The organism is Pseudomonas sp. EL_65y_Pfl2_R96 (assembly GCF_963970905.1).
GTDB lineage: Bacteria > Pseudomonadota > Gammaproteobacteria > Pseudomonadales > Pseudomonadaceae > Aquipseudomonas.
This window is the reverse complement of record NZ_CAXAQH010000027.1, coordinates 1-18,376: the sequence shown is the minus strand read 5'-3', so window position 1 is coordinate 18,376 and position 18,376 is coordinate 1. Positions and strand designations below refer to the sequence as shown.

The window sequence follows — 18,376 nt, the reverse complement described above, 5'->3', positions numbered from 1 at the left end:
GAGAAATATTTTAGATTTACGCTTGACGCATCTTCGTTACAGGTGAATAATGCGCGCCACTTGGCTACATAGCTCAGTTGGTTAGAGCATAGCATTCATAATGCTGGGGTCCGGGGTTCAAGTCCCTGTGTAGCCACCAAGTACTAAAAACGGCTTACCGAAAGGTAGGCCGTTTTTTTATGCCTCGAGAAAAGTGGCATTCGTTTCAGGACGGCAGACGTGATTTGCGTCCCTCCCCCTCAGGCCGATAAAGTCCCCGGACCTTTTATCCCACGGACGGAGCGCCCCGCGTGTTCTCAACCTTGCGCTTGAGCCGCCATTGCCTGTCAGCCCTTTCGCTGATCGCCACCGCTTTAACCCTCGCCGCGTGTAATGCCCCGCCCGCGTCACCTTCGGTCTCGACTCTGCCGGTCGCGCCGGAAATCGCCGCCGGTTATCGCACCGACCTGCAAACCCGGTACGCCTCCAAACACATGGCCGCAGCCGCCAATCCGCTGGCAGCTGAAGCCGGGCGGGAGATGTTGCGTGCGGGAGGCTCGGCGATTGACGCAGCCATTGCCATGCAAGCGGTGTTGACGCTGGTCGAACCGCAATCATCGGGTATCGGTGGCGGCGCGTTGATCGTGCTATGGGATGGCAAGGCTGTGCGCACTTACGACGGTCGCGAAACCGCTCCGGCCGGCGCCAACGAGAAACTGTTCCTGCAAGCCGACGGCACACCGATGCCGTTCACCCAGGCGCAGATCGGCGGGCGCTCAGTGGGCACGCCGGGCGTGTTGCGGGCACTGGAGCTGGCCCATCGCAAGCACGGTCGCCTGCCGTGGGTGAAGCTGTTCGAACCGGCCATCAAACTCGCGGAACAAGGCTTCGTCATCTCGCCACGACTGCATCAGTTGATCGCGACCGACGCGTTTATCCAGCACTCACCGGACATGGCCGCCTACTTTCTGACTGCCGATGGCCACCCGAAAGCCGTCGGTACGCAGCTGAAAAACCCGGCACTCGCCGCGGTGTTCAAACGCATCGCCAAGGAAGGCCCCGACGCGCTGTACACAGGGCCGATCGCAAAAGAAATCGTCGCCAAGGTTCAAGGCCATACCAACCCCGGCAGCCTGTCGCTGAACGATCTCCAGGACTACAAGGCCAAGGAACGCGCGCCGCTGTGCACCGACTACAAACGCTGGCAAGTTTGCGGCATGCCGCCGCCGTCATCGGGGGGGATCGCCGTGGCGCAGATCCTTGGCACCTTGCAGGCCCTGGAAACTCGCGACCCACGCTTTGCCCTGGCGCCACTCAAACCGGTCAAGACCAGCAAACCGGCGGGCATAGAGCCAGCCCCTGAAGCCGTGCACCTGATCGCCGAAGCCGAGCGCCTGGCTTACGCCGATCGCGCGCAGTACGTCGCTGACACCGACTTCGTACCCGTGCCAGTCAGAGGGTTGGTCGACCCGACTTATCTGGCGACCCGCGCAACCTTGATTGGCGAGCGCAGCATGGGCCAGGCCAAACCCGGCACCCCGCCGGGCATTCAGGTCGCCTACGCGCCGGACCGCTCGCCGTTGCGCATCTCCACCTCGCAGGTGGTGGCGGTCGATGACGAGGGCGCCGCCGTGTCCATGACCACCACCGTGGAAGCGGCATTTGGCTCACACTTGATGGTCCAGGGTTTTCTGCTCAACAACCAGATGACCGACTTCTCGTTCATCCCCGAAGAGCACGGGCAAAAGGTCGCCAACCGCGTCGAACCGGGTAAACGCCCGCGCTCGTCCATGGCGCCAACGCTGATCCTCGACCGCCAGAGCGGCGAGTTCGTGGCCACTGTCGGCTCGCCCGGCGGCTCGCAGATCATCGAGTACGTGGCCAAATCCACCATTGGCCTGCTCGACTGGAACCTGGACCCACAAGCCGCCATCAACCTGCCCAACTTCGGCAGCCGCAACGGCCCGACAGAACTGGAACTGGGGCAGTTCAGCCCGGCGCTGATTCAGGCACTGAAAGACAAAGGGCACAGTGTGAACGAGATCGACATGACCAGCGGGACTCAGGCGGTTGTTCGGGTCAAGGATGCGCAGGGGAAAGCGGCGTTGGCCGGCGGGGCCGATCCACGGCGAGAGGGGGAAGCGTTGGGGGATTGAATCGTACGCAGGAATGAGGAAAGGCTTACCGGGAAATTCAGGCCATCCCCGGAAAACATGAGGCCTGGTTTGAAGCAGGTAGCCCCTTTTTGAGGGCTACCCACGCCTGAATGGAGGACATCAAGTCGATAATTGGTTGGCAAACTGCCCGACCGCGTTCACCACTTTTTGCGCCCCGTCCTGGATTTCGACGATCACCGTCCCCGCTTCTGCCGCCAGCGCCAAACCCTGTTCCGCCTGGAGTTTACCGTCGGTCATCAGTGCCACGGCGTTGCGCGCCATGTCCTGGTTCTGGCGTACGACGCCGACAATTTCATCGGTCGCCTGGCTGGTGCGCGAGGCCAGTTGCCGGACTTCGTCAGCCACCACGGCAAAACCCCGCCCCTGTTCACCAGCGCGAGCCGCTTCGATGGCCGCGTTGAGCGCCAGCAGGTTGGTCTGTTCGGCGATGCCGCTGATGGTTTTGACGATGGTGCCGATCACCAGCGATTGCTCGTTCAGCGCTTCGATGCCTTCGCCGGCGGTTTGCATGTGTTTGGCCAAATCACGCATCACGTCCACGGCCTGGGTCACCACGGCAGTACCGCGCTGTGCACTCTGGTCGGTTTGCTGAGAAGTGCCGTAGGCAATGTTGGCCGCTTCGGAGACAGCGCGTTCCTGATTCACCTGATCGGTAATCACCGTGGCAAATTTCACCACTTTGTAAAGCTTGTTGTTGGCGTCGACCACCGGGTTGTAGGAAGCCTCCAGCCAGACCACACGACCGTGGCTGTCGACGCGCTTGAAGCGGTCAGCCACAAACTCGCCGGCGTTCAGGCGGCGCCAGAAGTCCTGATACTCGGCGCTGTTGTATTCCTCTGGTGCGCAGAAGATGCGGTGATGTTTGCCCTGGATCTGCGCCAGGCTGTACCCCATGCCGTTGAGGAACCGCTCGTTGGCCATCAGCACGTTGCCATTGAGGTCGAACTCGATCACCGCCGTCGAGCGCACCAGTGCGCCAATCAGGTTCTCATGCTCACGGGACGCCTCGATGGTACGGGTCAGGTCGCTGGCAAAAATCGAAAATTGTTTGATCCGGCCGTCCGACGAGCGCACCGGCTGCATGATCGAACGCAGCCAGGCTTCAGCACCGTTACCGCGCAGCAAACGTACCGCACCGGCAAAGTGCTCGCCACGGTTCAGCGCGGCCTTGAAACGGTGGTGGAACTCGTCCGACTTCACATGGACCGGGACGAAGTCTTCTATGTTCCGGCCGATCAGGTCGTTGCTTTTGTAGAGCATCTCGCCGATGAAGTTTTGGTTGGCCGATTGAATTCGCCCATCGGGATCGAGGGTCAGGACCAGCATCTCACTTTCCAGACTCTCCTTGACTTGCAAAAGGCTGGAGAGTTCTTCGCGAAGAGCCGACAGCTCCTGCTTCAAGCGTTTGTTGAACATGGGAAAGCACCGATGGCAGAGATAGAAAGCGGTATACAGCCTAGCCATCGGCCTTGGGGATATTTTCTGAAGAGTGTTTCAGGGCTGTCCTACAAAAATAGTGGCAGTACGAACACCCTCATACCGCGCGAGCCACTGAACAGCGTCCAATTCGCGGCATCCGCGCGCCGAAATATGCCACGCTGCCGATGCCCACCGCCCCCATCGCCGCGCAGAAGATCACGCAAATCCACGGACTCCACGGCATCAGACCGATCAGCAACAGCGGCGTGATACTGGCCCAGGCGGCGTAGGCAATATTGTAGGTGAAGGAAATCCCCGAAACGCGAATCCGCGCCGGAAACAGGCTGACCATCACCGACGGCACGGCGCCCACGACCCCGCAACCGAGGCCGGCCACCGCATAGGCCAGACCGACCCACTGGCTTTCAATGATCAGGCTGGTGTAGAGCACGCCGATGCCCAGAGGCAGCAGCAGGCTATACAGCATCACCGTGCGCCAGGCGCCGACGCGGTCGACCAACAGCCCGGCGAGCACGCAGCCGATGTTCAGAAAGACGATGCCCAAGGCACTCAGGGCGAAGGTGTGGCTGGCGGTCATGCCGAAGGTTTTCTGCATCATGGTCGGGGTGATGACCACGAACACCACCACCGCCGAGGTCAACACGCAGGTGAGGATCATCGCCGGCACCATCGCCAGGCGGTGCTCACGCAGGACCGTACGCAGCGGCAGTTCGGCAGCCGCCTCGCGCTGGGCCTGCATCGCCATGAACACCGGGGTTTCGCTGAGCCAGCGGCGCAGCCAGACACCGATGACGCCGAACACGCCGCCCAGCAGAAACGGGTAACGCCAGGCGTAATCGAGGACTTCCGTGGGGGTGAACGCCTGTGCCAGGAAAGTCGCCGTCAAAGCGCCGATCAGGTAGCCGAAGGTCAGCCCGGCCTGCAGAAAACCGAGGGCATAACCGCGATGCCCGACCGGCGCGTGTTCGGCGACGAACACCCAGGCGCTGGGCACTTCACCGCCCACCGCCGCGCCTTGCAGGACCCTCAGGGCCAACAGCAACAGCGGTGCGAAATAGCCGATCTGGGCGTAAGTCGGCATGATCCCGATCAGCAGACACGGCAACGCCATCATCAGGATGCTCAGACTGAACACCTTCTTGCGCCCCAACCGGTCGGCGAAATGTGCCATCAGAATCCCGCCCAACGGGCGCGCCAGGTAGCCGGTGACGAAGATCCCGAAGCTTTGCAGCAGGCGCAGCCACTCGGGCATTTCCGGCGGGAAGAACAGTTGGCTGAGGGTCAGCGCGAAAAATACGAAAATGATGAAGTCGTAGATTTCCAGCGCACCGCCCAGAGCTGCAAGCCCCAGGGTCTTGTAGTCCGAGCGGGTGAAGGGCGCCGGGCGCGCATCAGTGTTGGCAGTCATGGAAAAGAACTCTGGCAGGCAAAAAACCAAGGCGCCCATGGTCTGCGCAAATGCGCGTATGGACAACCCGTTAGACCATAGTCCCAAACGCAAATCGCGTCCCACGACACCTACGCCCTGCTGATGGGGGTGTACTCGGCCATCCTCGGTTTCTTCATCCCGTCCGGCGGCGGCAAATGGATTATTGAAGCGCCGTACGTCATGCAAGTGGCCAATGACCTGAACTACCATCTGGGCTGGGCCGTGCAGATTTACAACGCCGCCGAAGCCCTGCCGAACCTGATCAACCCGTTCTACATGCTGCCGCTACTGGGCGTGCTCGGGTTGAAGGCCCGGGACCTGATCGGATTTTCGTTCGTGCAATTGCTGGTGCATGCGCCACTGGTGCTGTTTCTGCTGTGGGCGCTGGGGACGACGCTTACGTATATGGCGCCGGTAATGCCTTAAACAGACCTTCAAATCACCACAAATCCAGTGTGGAAGCGGGCTTGCTCGCGAAAGCGGTCTTCCAGTCGATAGAGATGTCGCCTGATACTCCGCTTTCGCGAGCAAGCCCGCACACACATTACTGACGATCTTTTCACGTGGGTACTAGACCGCTCGACACAAGTAGTTTCAGTATGTACTCGCCCCGCCTCCGAGGGCTCACGCTGAAAAGGATCTGAGCATGTTCAAACTCGCAGGACTCACTCTCGCCGCACTCACCCTGAGTGCCGCCGCCCACGCCGATGTCGATCTGAATCTGGGCAGTACCGAACGCGTCACCCGGCTGTTCGCCTACCCCAACAACTGCAACGTCATCTGCTTTCGTAACTGGACACTGGAGCAGACCGTCGAGCATTACTTGACCCAAAGCGTACAACGCGATGGCTACAAAACCGCAAAAGTGGTGGTCAAAACCGACAACAAGCAGCTCTACGCCACTATCAGCGGTGTGCCCAAAGGCTACGACAAGCCACTGACCGCATTGCTCAAGGCAGGGGATCTGGCTTACAACGGCGCCAGCAAGCTGAGTGCCGATGGTAAATGGACTTATAACTGGTACCTGTTCCTGCCGCTGGGTATGGCGCTGGAAAACCGCAAAAGCGTCGAACTGCTGCACTTCCCGCCAGATTACTCACTGACCCAGGCCCAGGACTATCTGGAGTCCAAGACCACCGATCGCTGGGCCGCGCTGCTGACCGCCAACAACATTCCCGCCGACCAGACGCCGGCCTATCAGACCATCATCGACATCGCGCCGATTGCCGCGCCGTCCACCGCCGGCAAGGATCTGGAAGGCGTCTACAACTACTTCACGGACTACCAGACCACCATGGTCAAGGAAGTCAGCCAGAATGCCAAAGGCGCTGCATTGCCAATGGTCGCCTTTGGTTCACCGGTGCGTAACTGGATCAAGCAACAATACGGGCAGACCGTGGACGTGCTGGGCCTGGCAACCATCATCCCGAGCAAGGGCGTGGCGGTACCCGTACTGGGTTCCAACCACCCGAGCTACATCTGGTACGCCGCCGACCCCGAAGCCTATAGCGGCGACGATGCGCAGGCCAAGGCCGACGCCGCGGGGCTGAAAGTCATGGGGCAGGATTTGAGCGCCGCGTGCTGGCAGGCCGGGATGGGCAGCAAACCCGGCAGCAACCCAGCCGATCAGCTGAAGCGCTGTACTCAAACCTGGCAAGTGACCCAGAAAGAAAAAACCTGCGAGCTGTTCTACATCTCGATCCGCAACCTGACGCCTGAACAAGCGGTGGCCAAGTGCGCAACAGCGCCGGTCAAATCTGAGCTGAAACAACTGCAGGCCCCGTCCCTTGTGACCTCCGCCGCTGCCCCGCACCAGTAAAACGATGAAAGCCTTTCCCGCATGAGCCACGGCTCATGCGGGATTGCTGCCCTGTGCGACTTACCACGTATCAGCCGTATTTGCCGGACGCATCGGCGCCGCCTCTGCTGAACAGAAGCCCGAGCGGCTTTACAACGCCTCGACCGGACGCAAACGGTACTGCGGCGGCAACTGTTCGAAACCGCTGATGGTGGCGTTCAGGCTTTTCCAGCGACCGTCCTTGATGCCGTAGATGCAACCGTGGATCGACAGGCTCTGCCCACGGTGCCAGGCGTTTTGCACAATGCTGGTGTGACCGACGTTGGCGACCTGCTGAATCACGTTGAGTTCGCAGAGGCGGTCGACCCGTTCTTCTTCAGTGGCCAACTTGGCCAGTTCGTCGCGTTTTTCATAATAGAGATCGCGAATCGAGCGCAGCCAACCGTCGATCAAGCCCAACTGACGATCCTGCATCGATGCACGTACACCACCGCAACCGTAGTGGCCGGTGACGAGGATGTGTTTGACCTTGAGTACATCGACTGCGTACTGAATGACCGACAGGCAGTTGAGGTCAGTGTGCAACACCACGTTGGCCACGTTGCGGTGGACAAACAGGTCGCCCGGCAGCATGCCAACAATCTCGTTGGCCGGCACGCGAGCGTCGGAGCAGCCGATCCACAGGAATTCCGGTGTTTGCTGACGGGCCAGTTTGGCGAAAAAGTCAGGATCTTCTTTGGTGATCGCGTCAGCCCAGCGTTCGTTGTTATCAATCAGATCTTGTAATTCGTTCATGCAATGAAGCCTCGAGAATGATGCGCTTCTTTGACAGACAACCGTCTGTCGGGGTCACGCGCGCGATGTAGATACCCCCTGATGCATTTGCCCGGCGCTCCATACCGGTGGAATTCTCAGCAGCCCAGTGGGTCAACTGTAGTAAGGCCTACAGTATGAGGAATTACCATGACTGATTCACGACGTCCGGTCGATCCGGTGCAACCCAAGGCCATCGACGACGAGGACCGCTCGGTGCGTGAGCTGGACTTCGACGAAGAAGAACCCGGCGCCAGAATCGGCGACCTGATCCCCGAACCCGAGCGTGCGCAGAAGATGCCCGACAAGCGCATCCGTGATGCTGGCATGACCGGGGACAATGAATCCACCGACGATGACATGAGCCCGGAAACCCTCATTCGTGAAGATGGCGCACGGGATGCCCACGAAGAAGGTGAAGGCGGCCAGGCGGATTGGGATCTGAGCATTGTCGATGAGGACGACATCGGCGGGGGCAATGGGCTGGATGAAGCGGAGTTGGCGCAGCGCGACCCGTTAGACAGCAAGCGCTGATCTACAGGTCTGACCGGATGCCAAGGAGCCGCCGAAGGCTGCGATCTTTTGATCTTTGCGATGGCGCGCCTATGGAAGATCAAAAGATCGCAGCCTTCGGCAGCTCCTACTGGGGATCAATCAACCAAAGTGCAGGCCATGACCACCGCATCTTCCCGTCCACCCACCGCCGGGTAGTAATCCCGTCGACGCCCGACCTCATTGAACCCATACCGCTCATACAACCGAAACGCCGCCCGGTTGCTGTCGCGCACTTCCAGAAAACATTCACGCGCCTGCGCCTTGTAGGCAATCGACATCAAATGCTCCAGCAGCGTCAAACCCAGGCCACGGCCCTGGTTTTCCGGTTTGACGGTGATGTTCAGCAGATGCGCCTCGTCAAGAATGATCTGCACCACACCGTGGCCGACCTGCTGCTGCCCTTCGAACATCAGCCAGATCTGGTACTTGCCCAGGCCATCGAGAAAAATCCCGCGGGTCCAGGGATGGCTGTAGGCCGCATATTCGATTTTCAGTACAGCGTCCAGGTCCGCCTCGGTCATCGGGCGAAACGATACAGCGTCACTCATTCGATTCTTTCCAACGCGCCATCAGCCGACGCATGGCTTGCCAGACATCAGCCTTACGCTGTGGCTCTTCCATTAATAATTCCAGACCCGGCAAGGCCCAGACCGAGCCAAGGCCTTCGACCTGGAGTTCACGGTTGAAGGATTCGGCGTTCGCCTCACCGGCAAAACGCACCGCCGGCAGGCCGATCAGCCACAGGCAGACGCACGGAGCGTCTTCCAGTCGGGCCGACAGAAAGCCCTGTACGAAATCCCGAGCCGCTTCCGGCCCTTGATCCATGGTCCCGCGCGTCAGCAGCGGCCAGCGCACCGGTTCGCCGACGATCTGCGGGCTGTCCGGCAGACCGGCGGCGCGCAGCATGTCCTTGAGTAACAGATAGGCCGGATCGCGGGTCTGGAAGGTTTCGCCTGTGGGTAACTCCACCAGTAACAGGCAACGACCGGCGCGCAGCAATTGCAGGGCGAAACGCGGTGGCGGAACCTGAGGAGCCTTGGCGATAACCGGCGCTTCTTCGGCTTCCTCCACCACTTTGGCCCCGGTGCGCGTGCTCGACAATGATGGACGCGGCACCTCGATTTTCACCCGCTCGGCCGGTTTGACCGCAGGTTCCACTGACGCATCAGCCACGGGAGCCGGCGCAACCGGGGCGATGACCAACGGTTCAGGCATCTCCAGGAGCTCGGGCCGCGACGGCGCAGCAAAGGGCAATTCGGTGCGCGGCAGCCAGTTGACCACCTGCATGGCGGCCAAATAAGCGCGGCGACGGGACTCGATAAGCAAAGGTCGGCCACTTGTGGATAACTAAAGTGCGGTGATTCTACCGCCCTTCGCTCAAGATCGCCCGCGCTTGATCGATAGAAAACCAACAGTCCGTCCCGAGAGTGAATCGACACGGCTGCGATGCAGTACAATCGCGGCTTTTAATCGCCAACCAGCCGGCCATTCCGATGATCGAACCCAAGCGCGTCTTGCGCGCCCTCGCTGAACACTGGGCACTTCTGGAGCCACTGTGCGAGCACTTCGACCAAGGCACCCTGAGCCTCAACGAACTGCGTTCACAGTTGGCCGCCCAGCAACTGGACAGTACACCGCAGGACATCACCAGCCTGCTGGACGTGTGGATCCGCCTCGACATTCTGGTACCCGTGGCGAAAAGCCCGAACCGTTTCGAGCTCAACGCGCAGATTCACGACTTCCTCGCTTACCTGCGTCGTGAGCACCGTCTGGGCTTGTGCCTGGAAATCGAAGCCTACCTGCGCCACCTCGAGCGCCTGGCCGGTTACATCCAGGACGCCTTTGACATTCGCGACGGCAACGACCTGGCACGTCAGCTGCGCCTGCTCGACATGCGCGTGCGCGACGTTCTGAAGAAACTCGCCAACGACGAACAGGCCCTGGTGGCCGTCGCCGAGCGGGCCAAGACCAGTGACCGGCAGATTCCGCTGCGTCAGCGCTACGCTGAAGTGCTCGCGACCTGGGACGAATACGTCGAACCGATGATCCAGTTGGTGAACGCCGACGGCGCCTTCGAACAAGGCGTGCGCAAGGTCGAAAACGTCCTGCTGAAGATGCTCACCGAACAGCAACGTCTCGGCCACTTGGTCGACGACGACATGCTGCTGCGCACCCACGCACGAATCCTCGAAATGCAGACCAGCGCCCAGCTGACCTTGCGTCATGCCCGTGAACTGCTGCTGCCGCTGCGCGAAGAAGCGCGTCGGCACAACGCTGTGACCCGTGGCGCGGCGCTCGCGCTGTCGGCCATTCGTCGAAAAGGCATCGATGCGGTGCCGCAAGCCGCAATGCCGCTGTTCACTCGTCCGCAAAGCACCTTCCTCGGCAGCGCCAGTCAGGTCGAAGCCTATGTGTACGCTCTGGCCCGTTTCGAGCCAAAACCGGCGCGTTTCCCCAAGGCTCACAAGACCCAGAAAGGCGAAGCCCCGCGCGCACCACGCACGGTTCGGGAAATGCTCGAGCGCTGCGAAGACGCCCTGCCGATGCCAGACCTGATGACCTGGCTGCTGGAGCAGGAGCCGGACGGCGCCACCGACGAATTGCTGTACTGGTTCTCGCGCCTGTCGCGGGAAAAACGCTTCAAGCGCGAGCGTCTGGAACGCCGCGATTACCACACTCATGAGCACCAGGTCAGCCTGCGCTCCTTCGCCCTGCTCTCGGCCCGCGACACCGCCGAGGATTCTGCGAGCACCCCACATGCATCTTGATCTAAACGAACTGTCCCAGCTGGCGCCGATCTTTCGCGAGCTGTTCAAGGGCTACCACGTCAGCCGCCGCGATCCGGAGCTGTACGCGCAACTGTCTAACTTCCAGGACCAGTACCGCACGCTGTTCAAGGCGTTGGGCTTTGAGCTGGTCTGCGACACACGTGGTTTCTACTACTTCGTGCCGGACCTCGCTGCTGCGGCAGTGAACAAGACCGCGCAACGTCTGGCGCTGTTCACCTTCATTCTCGTCGAGCATCTGGCCGATCAGGGCCGCGACCCGGTCGCCGTGCTGGATGGGGGCAGCCTCGGCCGCGATGAATTGCCATCGCTGCTGGAGAAATACCGCGACCTGTTTATCCAGGCCGAAGTGCAGACCGTCGAAGAACTCGAAGAAAAAATCATGCGCCGCATGACCCAGCTCGGATTCGCCAGCGAAGAGACCGGCATCTACCGTTTCCTGCCGCCGATGCACCGTTTCCTCGACGTGTGCCTGTCGGTTCAGCAGGACCGCGATCTGGCGGCCAGCCTGCACAGCGTGTTGCCTCTGCCGGTTCCAGTGTTGATCGACGACGATAGCGACGAAAAATTACTGCAAACCGATGATCCGCTCGACTTGAGTGACTTCGAGGAAGAAAGCGAAGAAGACGCCATGGCCCGCGCCATTGCCGAAGAACAGGAGACCGACGCATGAGCAAGGAACGCTACGGCATTCGCCGCTTTGCCCTTTTGAACACCGCCGGTTACAGCCTCGGCCTGTTCCCGCTGGAAGAGCCGCTGTCGGTTTACGGCGCGAACAACCTCGGTAAATCCGCCTCGATCAACGCCTTGCAGTTCCCGATTCTGGCGCGCATGTCGGACATGAGTTTCGGCAAGTACAGCCTGGAGCAATCCCGGCGTTTCTACTTCGCCTCGGACACCAGTTACATCCTGGTCGAAGTTTCCCTGCCCCACGGCCCGCACGTGATCGGCGTGGTCGGCCGCGGCCCGGGCGGCGGTTTCGGTCACCAGTTCTTTGCCTACGCCGGCAAGCTCGACCTGGCCCATTACCAGAAAAACGACACCTGCCTGCGTCAGAAAGAACTGTTCACCAACCTTGAGCGCGAAGGCCTGAAAGCCTACGAACTCAAGCCGGATGAACTGCGTCGTTTGCTGGTGGGCGGCCACACCTCGATTCCGCTGGACCTGACGCTGATCCCGCTGCGCTCCACCAGCGAGCAGAGCCTGAAGACCTTCCGCGCCCTGTTCATCAACTTGCTGCACATGCGCGAAATCACCGCGGCCAAGCTCAAGCAGCTGTTTCTCGATGCCTTCGAACACAGCCTGCGTTCCGGCAGTGTCGATTACATCGCCGCGTGCGAAGAAGCCTTCCGCGATGTTCGCCGCATGGAGCAGGATTACAACTCGCTGGTCACCGCTGGCCCACTGGTTGAAGCACTGGCCGCTGGCGTGGCCCAGCGCAATATCCTGCGCGGCAAACTGCACCGGATCTCGCCGCTTCTCGACTCCTTGCTTGGCACCTGGTCGGATTACGCCAGTGCGCGCAAGGAAGAACTGACGATTCAGGCCGAGCACTACCGCAACGAGCAGGACGCCCTGCAAAACGATCAACGCGGCGGTACTCAAGAGCTGATGCGTCTGGAGCGGGAAATCACCGGCATCCAGCGCTGGCTCGGCGAGTTGTCGGTGCTCAAGCATCGCTTCGCCCTGGTCGATGACGTCAAAGTCCTCGAGCAGCAACTGCTCGCGGCCAAGGACGCGCACGACGAGCTGGCCGGTGCGCTGGCTCAGTCCCGCCAGTTCAGTGCCGAAGACCTCGAAGAGCGCCTGCGCGATCTGGAAAAACGCCTGAAGTCGGTCAAGCAGCAACTCGATCACGCTGACAACAACAGCTACGCCCGACTGCGCGAAGAATTCTCGCAGCAGGACGTCGAGCGCCTGATGCGGCTGTTCAACAGCGCGCTGTTCAGCCTGCCACTGGGCGAGCACGGCATCGCGCTGGATGAGGACGGTCAGTGGGTCAAATCCATGGAGCTGATCCTCGATGGCTTCAAAGGCGAGCGCTTCGAAGTGCCGGGCCTGTCCATCGACATCTCGCACATTGAGCCTCCAGCGCTGCAAGCCCTGGCTGACCGCGCGGCGCTGCGCGATCAGAAAGAGCGTCTGGACAAAGAACTCAAGCAACTGAAGACCCAACAAGCCGTAGCCGCCGACCGCGCCGCGAGCAAGACCCAGACTGAAGCGCTTTACCAGCAAGTGCTGGATGCGCAGAAAGCCCTGGAAGACTTCCGTCGCGCGCAAACCTTGAGCGCCGAAGAAGGCGACAAGCTTGAGCAATTGGCGCAAATGGAAGCCGCTCAGGACGAATTGAAGCGTTCCAGCGATGCCTTCACCGAACGCGTCCAGCAACTGTCGGCCAAGCTGCAACTGGTCGGCCGCCAGATCGGCGACATGGAAGCCAAGCAACGCACCCTCGACGACGCCCTGCGCCGCCGTCAGCTGTTGCCGGCCGACCTGCCCTTCGGCACGCCGTTCATGGACCCGGTCGATGACTCCATGGACAACCTGCTGCCGTTGCTCAATGACTATCAGGACAGCTGGCAAGGTTTGCTGCGCAGCGACGGGCAAATCGAAGCGCTCTACGCGCAGGTTCGCCTCAAGGGTGTGGCCAAGTTCGACAGCGAAGACGATATGGAACGTCGCCTGCAACTGCTGATCAACGCGTATGCACACCGCACCGACGAAGCCCTGACCCTCGGCAAGGCGCGCCGTGCGGCCGTGACCGACATCGCCCGGACCCTGCGCAACATCCGCAGCGACTACGACAGCCTCGAGCATCAACTGGCGCTGTTCAACCGTGAGATCAACAAGCGTCAGGTCTCCAACCTGCAGAGCTTCCGTATCGTGCTCGCGCCGAACAAGGAAGCGCTCAAGCACATTGACCAGATCATCCACAGCGCCGGCCAATACGAAGAAGGCGAAACCCTCTCCGTCTTCGACCTGAGTCAAAGCGCCGATCAGGACAACAAAAACGAAGAAGCCAAGGAATACCTCGCGCGGCTGGTGGCGGCCAACCACAACCAGCTCGGACTCAAGGACTTGTTCGAACTGGCGTTCGAGATCACCAAGGTCAACGGATCGCCGGTGATCCACACCGACATCGACGGCGCGGCGTCCAACGGCACCACCATGACCATCAAGGCGCTGACCAACATGTACTTGTTGCTGCACTTGATGGACCGCGACCAGGCCGGTCGCGTGCGCCTGCCGTACTACCTCGACGAGGCGGCGGACATCGACGAGAAGAACCAGGCAGCGCTGCTGGAAACCAGCCTGCAACTGGGCTTCGTGCCGATCCTGGCGAGTGTGAAACCGCAAGTCTGCGCCAGTGTCGCCATCGACCTGGAAGGTGGCAGCGGCCCGAATGGCATCTACATCGACGAGGCGGACTGGAAGTACATCCGTCGTCACGATGAAGTGAAGGCTACCGTTGTTGTACAAGCTGATGAGCCAGAGCTGGATGCGGTCTGACGCTTAAACCGAAGCCCAAAAAAGGCCGCGATCCAAATGGATCGCGGCCTTTTTTATGCAATGACTAAAGACTTTCTGTGAGTTTGAGGCCGATAAACTACTTGCCGATCGAGATCTTCGGCGCCCAAGTCAGCCATTCATCTTCGAACTTGTCGAACAACGGGAACGTTTGCTCGGGCCGCGCCGGAACTCCCATGCGGTCGCCATCCGGTGTGGCAAAGGCGATGCCGCCCTGAATCAGCGTCTCCAGCGATTCGGTGCGTATGGTCGCACCTTTGAACAAGCCGTAGTCAAAACCAAAACCACTGGTGTTCCAGAACCGCGTGCCGCTGCGCACCAGTGGCGCGTATTTGGGCTCGATCAGGATGTGCACCAACACTCGATCAGCCGTCTGGCCCAGTTCATAACCGGTCACCTTGCCTACCGTGATTTCGCGATAGGTGACGGGCACCCCGGTCTTCAGCGATCCCCGACGAGCAGCACTCAACACCAGGCTCAAACCGGCCTCTTCCTTGGCGGTTTCCGGAGGATTGGTCAAAGCCACGAAGTTCTTTTGCGGGCCGAGGTTCTTCGGCGCTGGCTGCACTTCGATGTACTGCCCGGTCACCAGTGTCTCGAGGTTGGACGTCTTGATCAGACCCAATTCAGGTTTGACCACCCAGAACTGACTGCCCACCCGAGCGATACGCTCCGGCACTTCACTGATCCGCGCCGTCAGTAGCACTGATTGCAAGTCGTCACTGAGGTCGACGTCCTCGATCTTGCCAACGTCCAGGCCTTTGAATCGAATCGGTGTGCCCGTGCGAAGGCCATCGGCGCGATCAACCTTGATGGTCACCACGGCACCTTTCTGCGTCGCCTCGTCATGGTTGGCGAACAGCCGGAAACGTGGAATCCGCTTCTGCAACGGCGCTTTGGCTTCCGGGGTTTCGAAGGCAATGCCGCCAGCCATCAGGCTTTGCAACGACTCACTTTTGACCTGTATGCCGCCGGTCAGTCCACCCGTTAGCGTGATGCCGCTGGCATTCCAGAAACGCGTCGAGGCGTTGACCAGCCCTTCGTATTCCTTCTCGATGTGCACACCGATCACCAGCTGCTTTTTAGTACGGGAGAACTGGTAGCTCTGCACCGAACCCACCTTGACCTGCTTGTAGAGAATCGGACTGCCGACCTCCAGAGAACCGAGATTGTCGGTGAACAGCACCAGATGCAGGCCCGGCGAACGCAGATCCAGCGGCGGCGCCTTGGCCCGTGCTTCGAACTCGCGCTGTGGTGCGCCGCCCTTGTCGCCGGGGCGCACGGCGATGTAGTTACCTTTGACCAACGCTTCCAGACCGGTAATACCGGCGAGCGAAATCGACGGTTTGACCACCCAGAACTGCGTGCCGGTGACCAGGTACTCTTCGGCCAGCGGATCGAGGGTCAACTCGGCAGTCGCACTGGACAGGTCCGGGTCAATCTTGAGCGCTTTCAGATTGCCGACCTGGATACCTTTGTACATCACCGGCGTACGACCGGCCTGCAGGCCTTCGAAATCGCTGAGCTTGACCTTGACCCGAATACCGGCGGCGGCTGCATCGAAGTCTTCATAGAGACGGAACGGCAGGCTTGGATCGGTGGGCGGGCTGTCCTTGCGGTTTTCCGGTGTGGCAAACGCAATACCACCGGCGACGATGCTGGCGAGGGACTCGCTACGCACTTTCACACCGGACAGGTTGGCGTCGATACTGATGCCGCTGGCATTCCAGAAACGCGTGTGTTTACGCACCAGGCTGGCGTAGGTCGGCTCAATGAAGACTTTGAGTTCGACAGTGCTCTGGTCCGCGGACAGCAAGTAGCTTTTAATCTGACCGACCTGGATCTGCTTGTAGAACACCGGGCTGCCGCGATTCAGCGAGCCGAGACGATCGGCCTTGATGGTCAGGTGCAGACCGGGCTTGGCGTCCGACAGCGGTGGTTCTTGGGCCAAGGCCTTGAACTTGCGGGTCGGCTCGCCTTCCCCTGGGCTGACGGCCACATAGTTACCCGAGACGAGCGTCTCCAGGCCCGTGATACCGGCCAGGGTCACGCTCGGCTTGACCAGCCAGAAGCGCGTGCTGGTCTTGAGGTATTGCTCCACGTCCTTGTTCATCTCGACGGTGGCGATCACGCCTTTGGAGCTGCCTTCGTCATCGAGTGTGAGGGCTTTAACTTTACCGACTGACATACCTTTGTAGACGACTTCGGTCTTGTTGGCCTGAATGCCTTCACCACTTTCGAAGCGCACCTGAATCTCGATGCCTGTCTCGCTGTAGGCACGCCAGGCGAGCCAGCCGCCGATGAGCAAGGCGATCAGGGGCAACACCCAAATGGCAGACCAGTTCGAGGCTGGTCGGGTTTTCGCTTTAGGCAACTCAGTCATGGTCGTCGTCCGACTCCGTGTTATCCCAAATCAGTCGGGGATCGAAAGTTACTGCGGCAAGCATCGTCAGAATCACCACACTGGCGAAGGCGATGGCGCCAAGATTGGCTTCGACGCTGGCAAGCCGTCCGAAATTCACAACCGCCACCAGGATGGCGATCACAAAAATATCGAGCATCGACCAGCGGCCGATGAACTCGATAAAGCGGTACATCCAGATACGCTGGCGTGCCGAGAGTGGCTGGCGGCGCTGCACCGAAAACAGCAGCAACCCGATGCCCACCAGTTTGAACGTTGGTACCAGAATACTGGCGATAAAAACCACGGCTGCGATTGGAATCATGCCGTGCTGAACCAGTTGGATCACGCCGGACATGATGGTGCTCGGATCGCCCTGGCCCAGGGAGCTGACGGTCATGATCGGCAGCACATTGGCCGGGATATAAATAATCGCAGCCGTGACCAGCAGCGCCCAGGTACGCATCAGGCTGTTCGGACGGCGCGCGTGAACCAGCGCACCGCAGCGGGTGCAGACCTGCTCGTCGGTGTCGGCTTCCTGCTTATTCAACTCGTGGCATTCGCCACAAATCAGAATGCCCGCATCAATCGCCCGCATGGGCATCTTCTCCTGATAAAGCCTGCCAGATCTGATGCGGTGACATCACCACTTCCAGCCAGACCTGGACCAACAACAAACTGATAAAGCATGCCAGACCAAAACCTACGGTAATCGCCGCCATATCGGCCAACTTGACGATCGCAACCAGTACGCCCATGAGGTAAACCTCGAGCATCCCCCAGTCCCGTAGATGGTGATAAATGCGGTAGAGCAGCAAACCGTAACTGCGTCCGATATCGAAGCGGATACTCAGCAGCACGACCAATTGGCAGAGCAGCTTGAGCAGTGGAATCCCCATGCTGCAGAGAAATACCACTGCTGCTACGCCCTGCATACCGGTATCGAACAGGCCGACAACGCCGCTCCAGACAGTATCATTCGATGACTGCCCGAGTAGATGGAGCTGCATGATGGGTAAAAAGTTCGCGGGGATGTACAACAACAGTGCGGCAATGACCAGGGCGAGACTGCGCTGCACGACATTGTGCCGATGGGCATACAGTTCATAACCGCAGCGTGGACAAATGGCCTTCTCACCATGGGCGAGTTCAGGCTTGCGCATCAGCAAGTCGCACTCATGACACGCTACCAAACCGTCCAGCGGTAAATCTGACAGCCCAGGGGCGTCAACCGGATCTGGCATAAAGGCTCTGGCTCCAAAAAAGTTGGACCTATTCTAGTGTTCTGAGTCGAAAATAACTGTGCAATTTTGTATTGCCAGCGGAGTAGACTTTTTCTGCGAGCAAAACAAAACCCCTACCTGCATACGCAGATAGGGGTTTCGGAATTTAATCTTGACGATGACCTACTCTCACATGGGGAAACCCCACACTACCATCGGCGATGCATCGTTTCACTGCTGAGTTCGG

Annotated in this window: 13 protein-coding genes, 1 tRNA gene, 1 rRNA gene and 3 pseudogenes; 8 read left to right on the top strand and 10 right to left on the bottom strand. The window is 60.1% G+C overall.

Annotated features, from left to right (window positions below):
• Positions 1–62: 62 nt before the first annotated feature.
• Both AACY49_RS22825 and ggt read left to right on the top strand, forming a co-directional pair.
• Positions 63–139 (top strand) — tRNA-Met (locus tag AACY49_RS22825).
• A 151-nt stretch (positions 140–290) separates the two neighbouring features.
• Positions 291–2,135 carry a gamma-glutamyltransferase gene (ggt, locus tag AACY49_RS22820; protein WP_339526612.1) on the top strand — a complete coding sequence of 615 codons (1,845 nt, stop codon included), beginning with the start codon at positions 291–293 and terminating at the stop codon, positions 2,133–2,135.
• A gap of 120 nt (positions 2,136–2,255) precedes the next feature.
• Here ggt and AACY49_RS31955 read toward each other — a convergent pair.
• The 3 genes and pseudogenes from AACY49_RS31955 to AACY49_RS22810 all read right to left on the bottom strand — a co-directional run.
• Positions 2,256–2,690, bottom strand: a pseudogene (locus AACY49_RS31955) (methyl-accepting chemotaxis protein); the annotation flags it as partial.
• 105 nt (positions 2,691–2,795) lie between these two features.
• Positions 2,796–3,482: pseudogene (locus AACY49_RS31950) on the bottom strand (PAS domain-containing protein); the annotation flags it as partial.
• Positions 3,483–3,690: 208 nt separating this feature from the next.
• Positions 3,691–5,004 (bottom strand): MFS transporter, encoded by a 1,314-nt coding sequence (locus tag AACY49_RS22810; RefSeq protein ID WP_339526608.1) that lies wholly within the window; start codon positions 5,002–5,004, stop codon positions 3,691–3,693.
• A gap of 90 nt (positions 5,005–5,094) precedes the next feature.
• Between AACY49_RS22810 and AACY49_RS22805 the strand changes: the two are divergent.
• Positions 5,095–5,451: pseudogene (locus tag AACY49_RS22805) on the top strand (TIGR00366 family protein); the annotation flags it as partial.
• Positions 5,452–5,671: 220 nt separating this feature from the next.
• Positions 5,672–6,844, top strand: a complete 1,173-nt coding sequence (locus AACY49_RS22800; protein ID WP_339526606.1) for a hypothetical protein — start codon at positions 5,672–5,674, stop codon at positions 6,842–6,844.
• Positions 6,845–6,973: 129 nt separating this feature from the next.
• Here the strand turns inward: AACY49_RS22800 and can are convergent, their stop codons facing one another.
• Positions 6,974–7,618, bottom strand: coding sequence for a carbonate dehydratase (gene can / locus AACY49_RS22795; protein ID WP_258699077.1), 645 nt, complete (start codon positions 7,616–7,618; stop codon positions 6,974–6,976).
• 168 nt (positions 7,619–7,786) lie between these two features.
• Between can and AACY49_RS22790 the strand changes: the two genes are divergently transcribed.
• Positions 7,787–8,170: a serine kinase/phosphatase gene (locus AACY49_RS22790; protein WP_339526604.1), complete on the top strand. Its 384-nt coding sequence runs from the start codon at positions 7,787–7,789 to the stop codon at positions 8,168–8,170.
• Between the two features lie 116 nt (positions 8,171–8,286).
• Here AACY49_RS22790 and rimI read toward each other — a convergent pair whose 3' ends face one another.
• Positions 8,287–8,739: a ribosomal protein S18-alanine N-acetyltransferase gene (gene rimI, locus AACY49_RS22785; RefSeq protein ID WP_258699075.1), complete on the bottom strand. Its 453-nt coding sequence runs from the start codon at positions 8,737–8,739 to the stop codon at positions 8,287–8,289.
• A complete protein-coding gene (locus AACY49_RS22780; protein WP_258700657.1) occupies positions 8,732–9,478 on the bottom strand; it encodes an energy transducer TonB in 747 nt (248 codons plus the stop codon). Before AACY49_RS22780 ends, rimI begins: the two co-directional genes overlap by 8 nt.
• 206 nt (positions 9,479–9,684) lie before the next feature.
• On the opposite strand from AACY49_RS22780, the gene mksB reads away from it, so the two are divergent.
• The 3 genes from mksB to mksF are packed head-to-tail and all read left to right on the top strand — an operon-like array spanning position 9,685 to position 14,487.
• Positions 9,685–10,959 (top strand): Mks condensin complex protein MksB, encoded by a 1,275-nt coding sequence (gene mksB, locus AACY49_RS22775; protein WP_258699074.1) that lies wholly within the window; start codon positions 9,685–9,687, stop codon positions 10,957–10,959.
• A complete protein-coding gene (gene mksE, locus AACY49_RS22770) occupies positions 10,949–11,650 on the top strand; it encodes an Mks condensin complex protein MksE (RefSeq protein ID WP_258699073.1) in 702 nt (233 codons plus the stop codon). Before mksB ends, mksE begins: the two co-directional genes overlap by 11 nt.
• Entirely contained in the window at positions 11,647–14,487 is a 2,841-nt protein-coding gene (gene mksF, locus AACY49_RS22765) for an Mks condensin complex protein MksF (RefSeq protein ID WP_339526602.1), read from the top strand. The genes mksE and mksF overlap by 4 nt, the downstream gene beginning before the upstream one ends.
• Positions 14,488–14,584: 97 nt before the next feature.
• On the opposite strand, the gene AACY49_RS22760 is transcribed toward mksF, so the two are convergent.
• The 4 genes from AACY49_RS22760 to rrf all read right to left on the bottom strand — a co-directional run.
• Positions 14,585–16,888 carry a PqiB family protein gene (locus AACY49_RS22760; RefSeq protein ID WP_339526600.1) on the bottom strand — a complete coding sequence of 768 codons (2,304 nt, stop codon included), beginning with the start codon at positions 16,886–16,888 and terminating at the stop codon, positions 14,585–14,587.
• Positions 16,881–17,504, bottom strand: coding sequence for a paraquat-inducible protein A (locus tag AACY49_RS22755; RefSeq protein WP_258699070.1), 624 nt, complete (start codon positions 17,502–17,504; stop codon positions 16,881–16,883). Before AACY49_RS22755 ends, AACY49_RS22760 begins: the two co-directional genes overlap by 8 nt.
• Positions 17,491–18,150: a paraquat-inducible protein A gene (locus tag AACY49_RS22750; RefSeq protein ID WP_320393301.1), complete on the bottom strand. Its 660-nt coding sequence runs from the start codon at positions 18,148–18,150 to the stop codon at positions 17,491–17,493. The genes AACY49_RS22755 and AACY49_RS22750 overlap by 14 nt, the downstream gene beginning before the upstream one ends.
• Positions 18,151–18,299: 149 nt before the next feature.
• Positions 18,300–18,376 (bottom strand): 5S ribosomal RNA (rrf, locus tag AACY49_RS31945); the annotation flags it as partial.

Excerpts from the sequence above, each read along its gene's own strand:
- AACY49_RS22810 (WP_339526608.1), bottom strand. The coding sequence starts at position 5,004 with ATGACTGCCAACACTGATGCGCGCCCGGCGCCCTTCACCCGCTCGGAC.
- AACY49_RS22800 (WP_339526606.1), top strand. The coding sequence starts at position 5,672 with ATGTTCAAACTCGCAGGACTCACTCTCGCCGCACTCACCCTGAGTGCC.
- can (WP_258699077.1), bottom strand. The coding sequence starts at position 7,618 with ATGAACGAATTACAAGATCTGATTGATAACAACGAACGCTGGGCTGAC.
- AACY49_RS22790 (WP_339526604.1), top strand. The coding sequence starts at position 7,787 with ATGACTGATTCACGACGTCCGGTCGATCCGGTGCAACCCAAGGCCATC.
- rimI (WP_258699075.1), bottom strand. The coding sequence starts at position 8,739 with ATGAGTGACGCTGTATCGTTTCGCCCGATGACCGAGGCGGACCTGGAC.
- AACY49_RS22780 (WP_258700657.1), bottom strand. The coding sequence starts at position 9,478 with ATGCAGGTGGTCAACTGGCTGCCGCGCACCGAATTGCCCTTTGCTGCG.
- mksB (WP_258699074.1), top strand. The coding sequence starts at position 9,685 with ATGATCGAACCCAAGCGCGTCTTGCGCGCCCTCGCTGAACACTGGGCA.
- mksE (WP_258699073.1), top strand. The coding sequence starts at position 10,949 with ATGCATCTTGATCTAAACGAACTGTCCCAGCTGGCGCCGATCTTTCGC.
- mksF (WP_339526602.1), top strand. The coding sequence starts at position 11,647 with ATGAGCAAGGAACGCTACGGCATTCGCCGCTTTGCCCTTTTGAACACC.
- AACY49_RS22760 (WP_339526600.1), bottom strand. The coding sequence starts at position 16,888 with ATGACTGAGTTGCCTAAAGCGAAAACCCGACCAGCCTCGAACTGGTCT.
- AACY49_RS22755 (WP_258699070.1), bottom strand. The coding sequence starts at position 17,504 with ATGCGGGCGATTGATGCGGGCATTCTGATTTGTGGCGAATGCCACGAG.
- AACY49_RS22750 (WP_320393301.1), bottom strand. The coding sequence starts at position 18,150 with ATGCCAGATCCGGTTGACGCCCCTGGGCTGTCAGATTTACCGCTGGAC.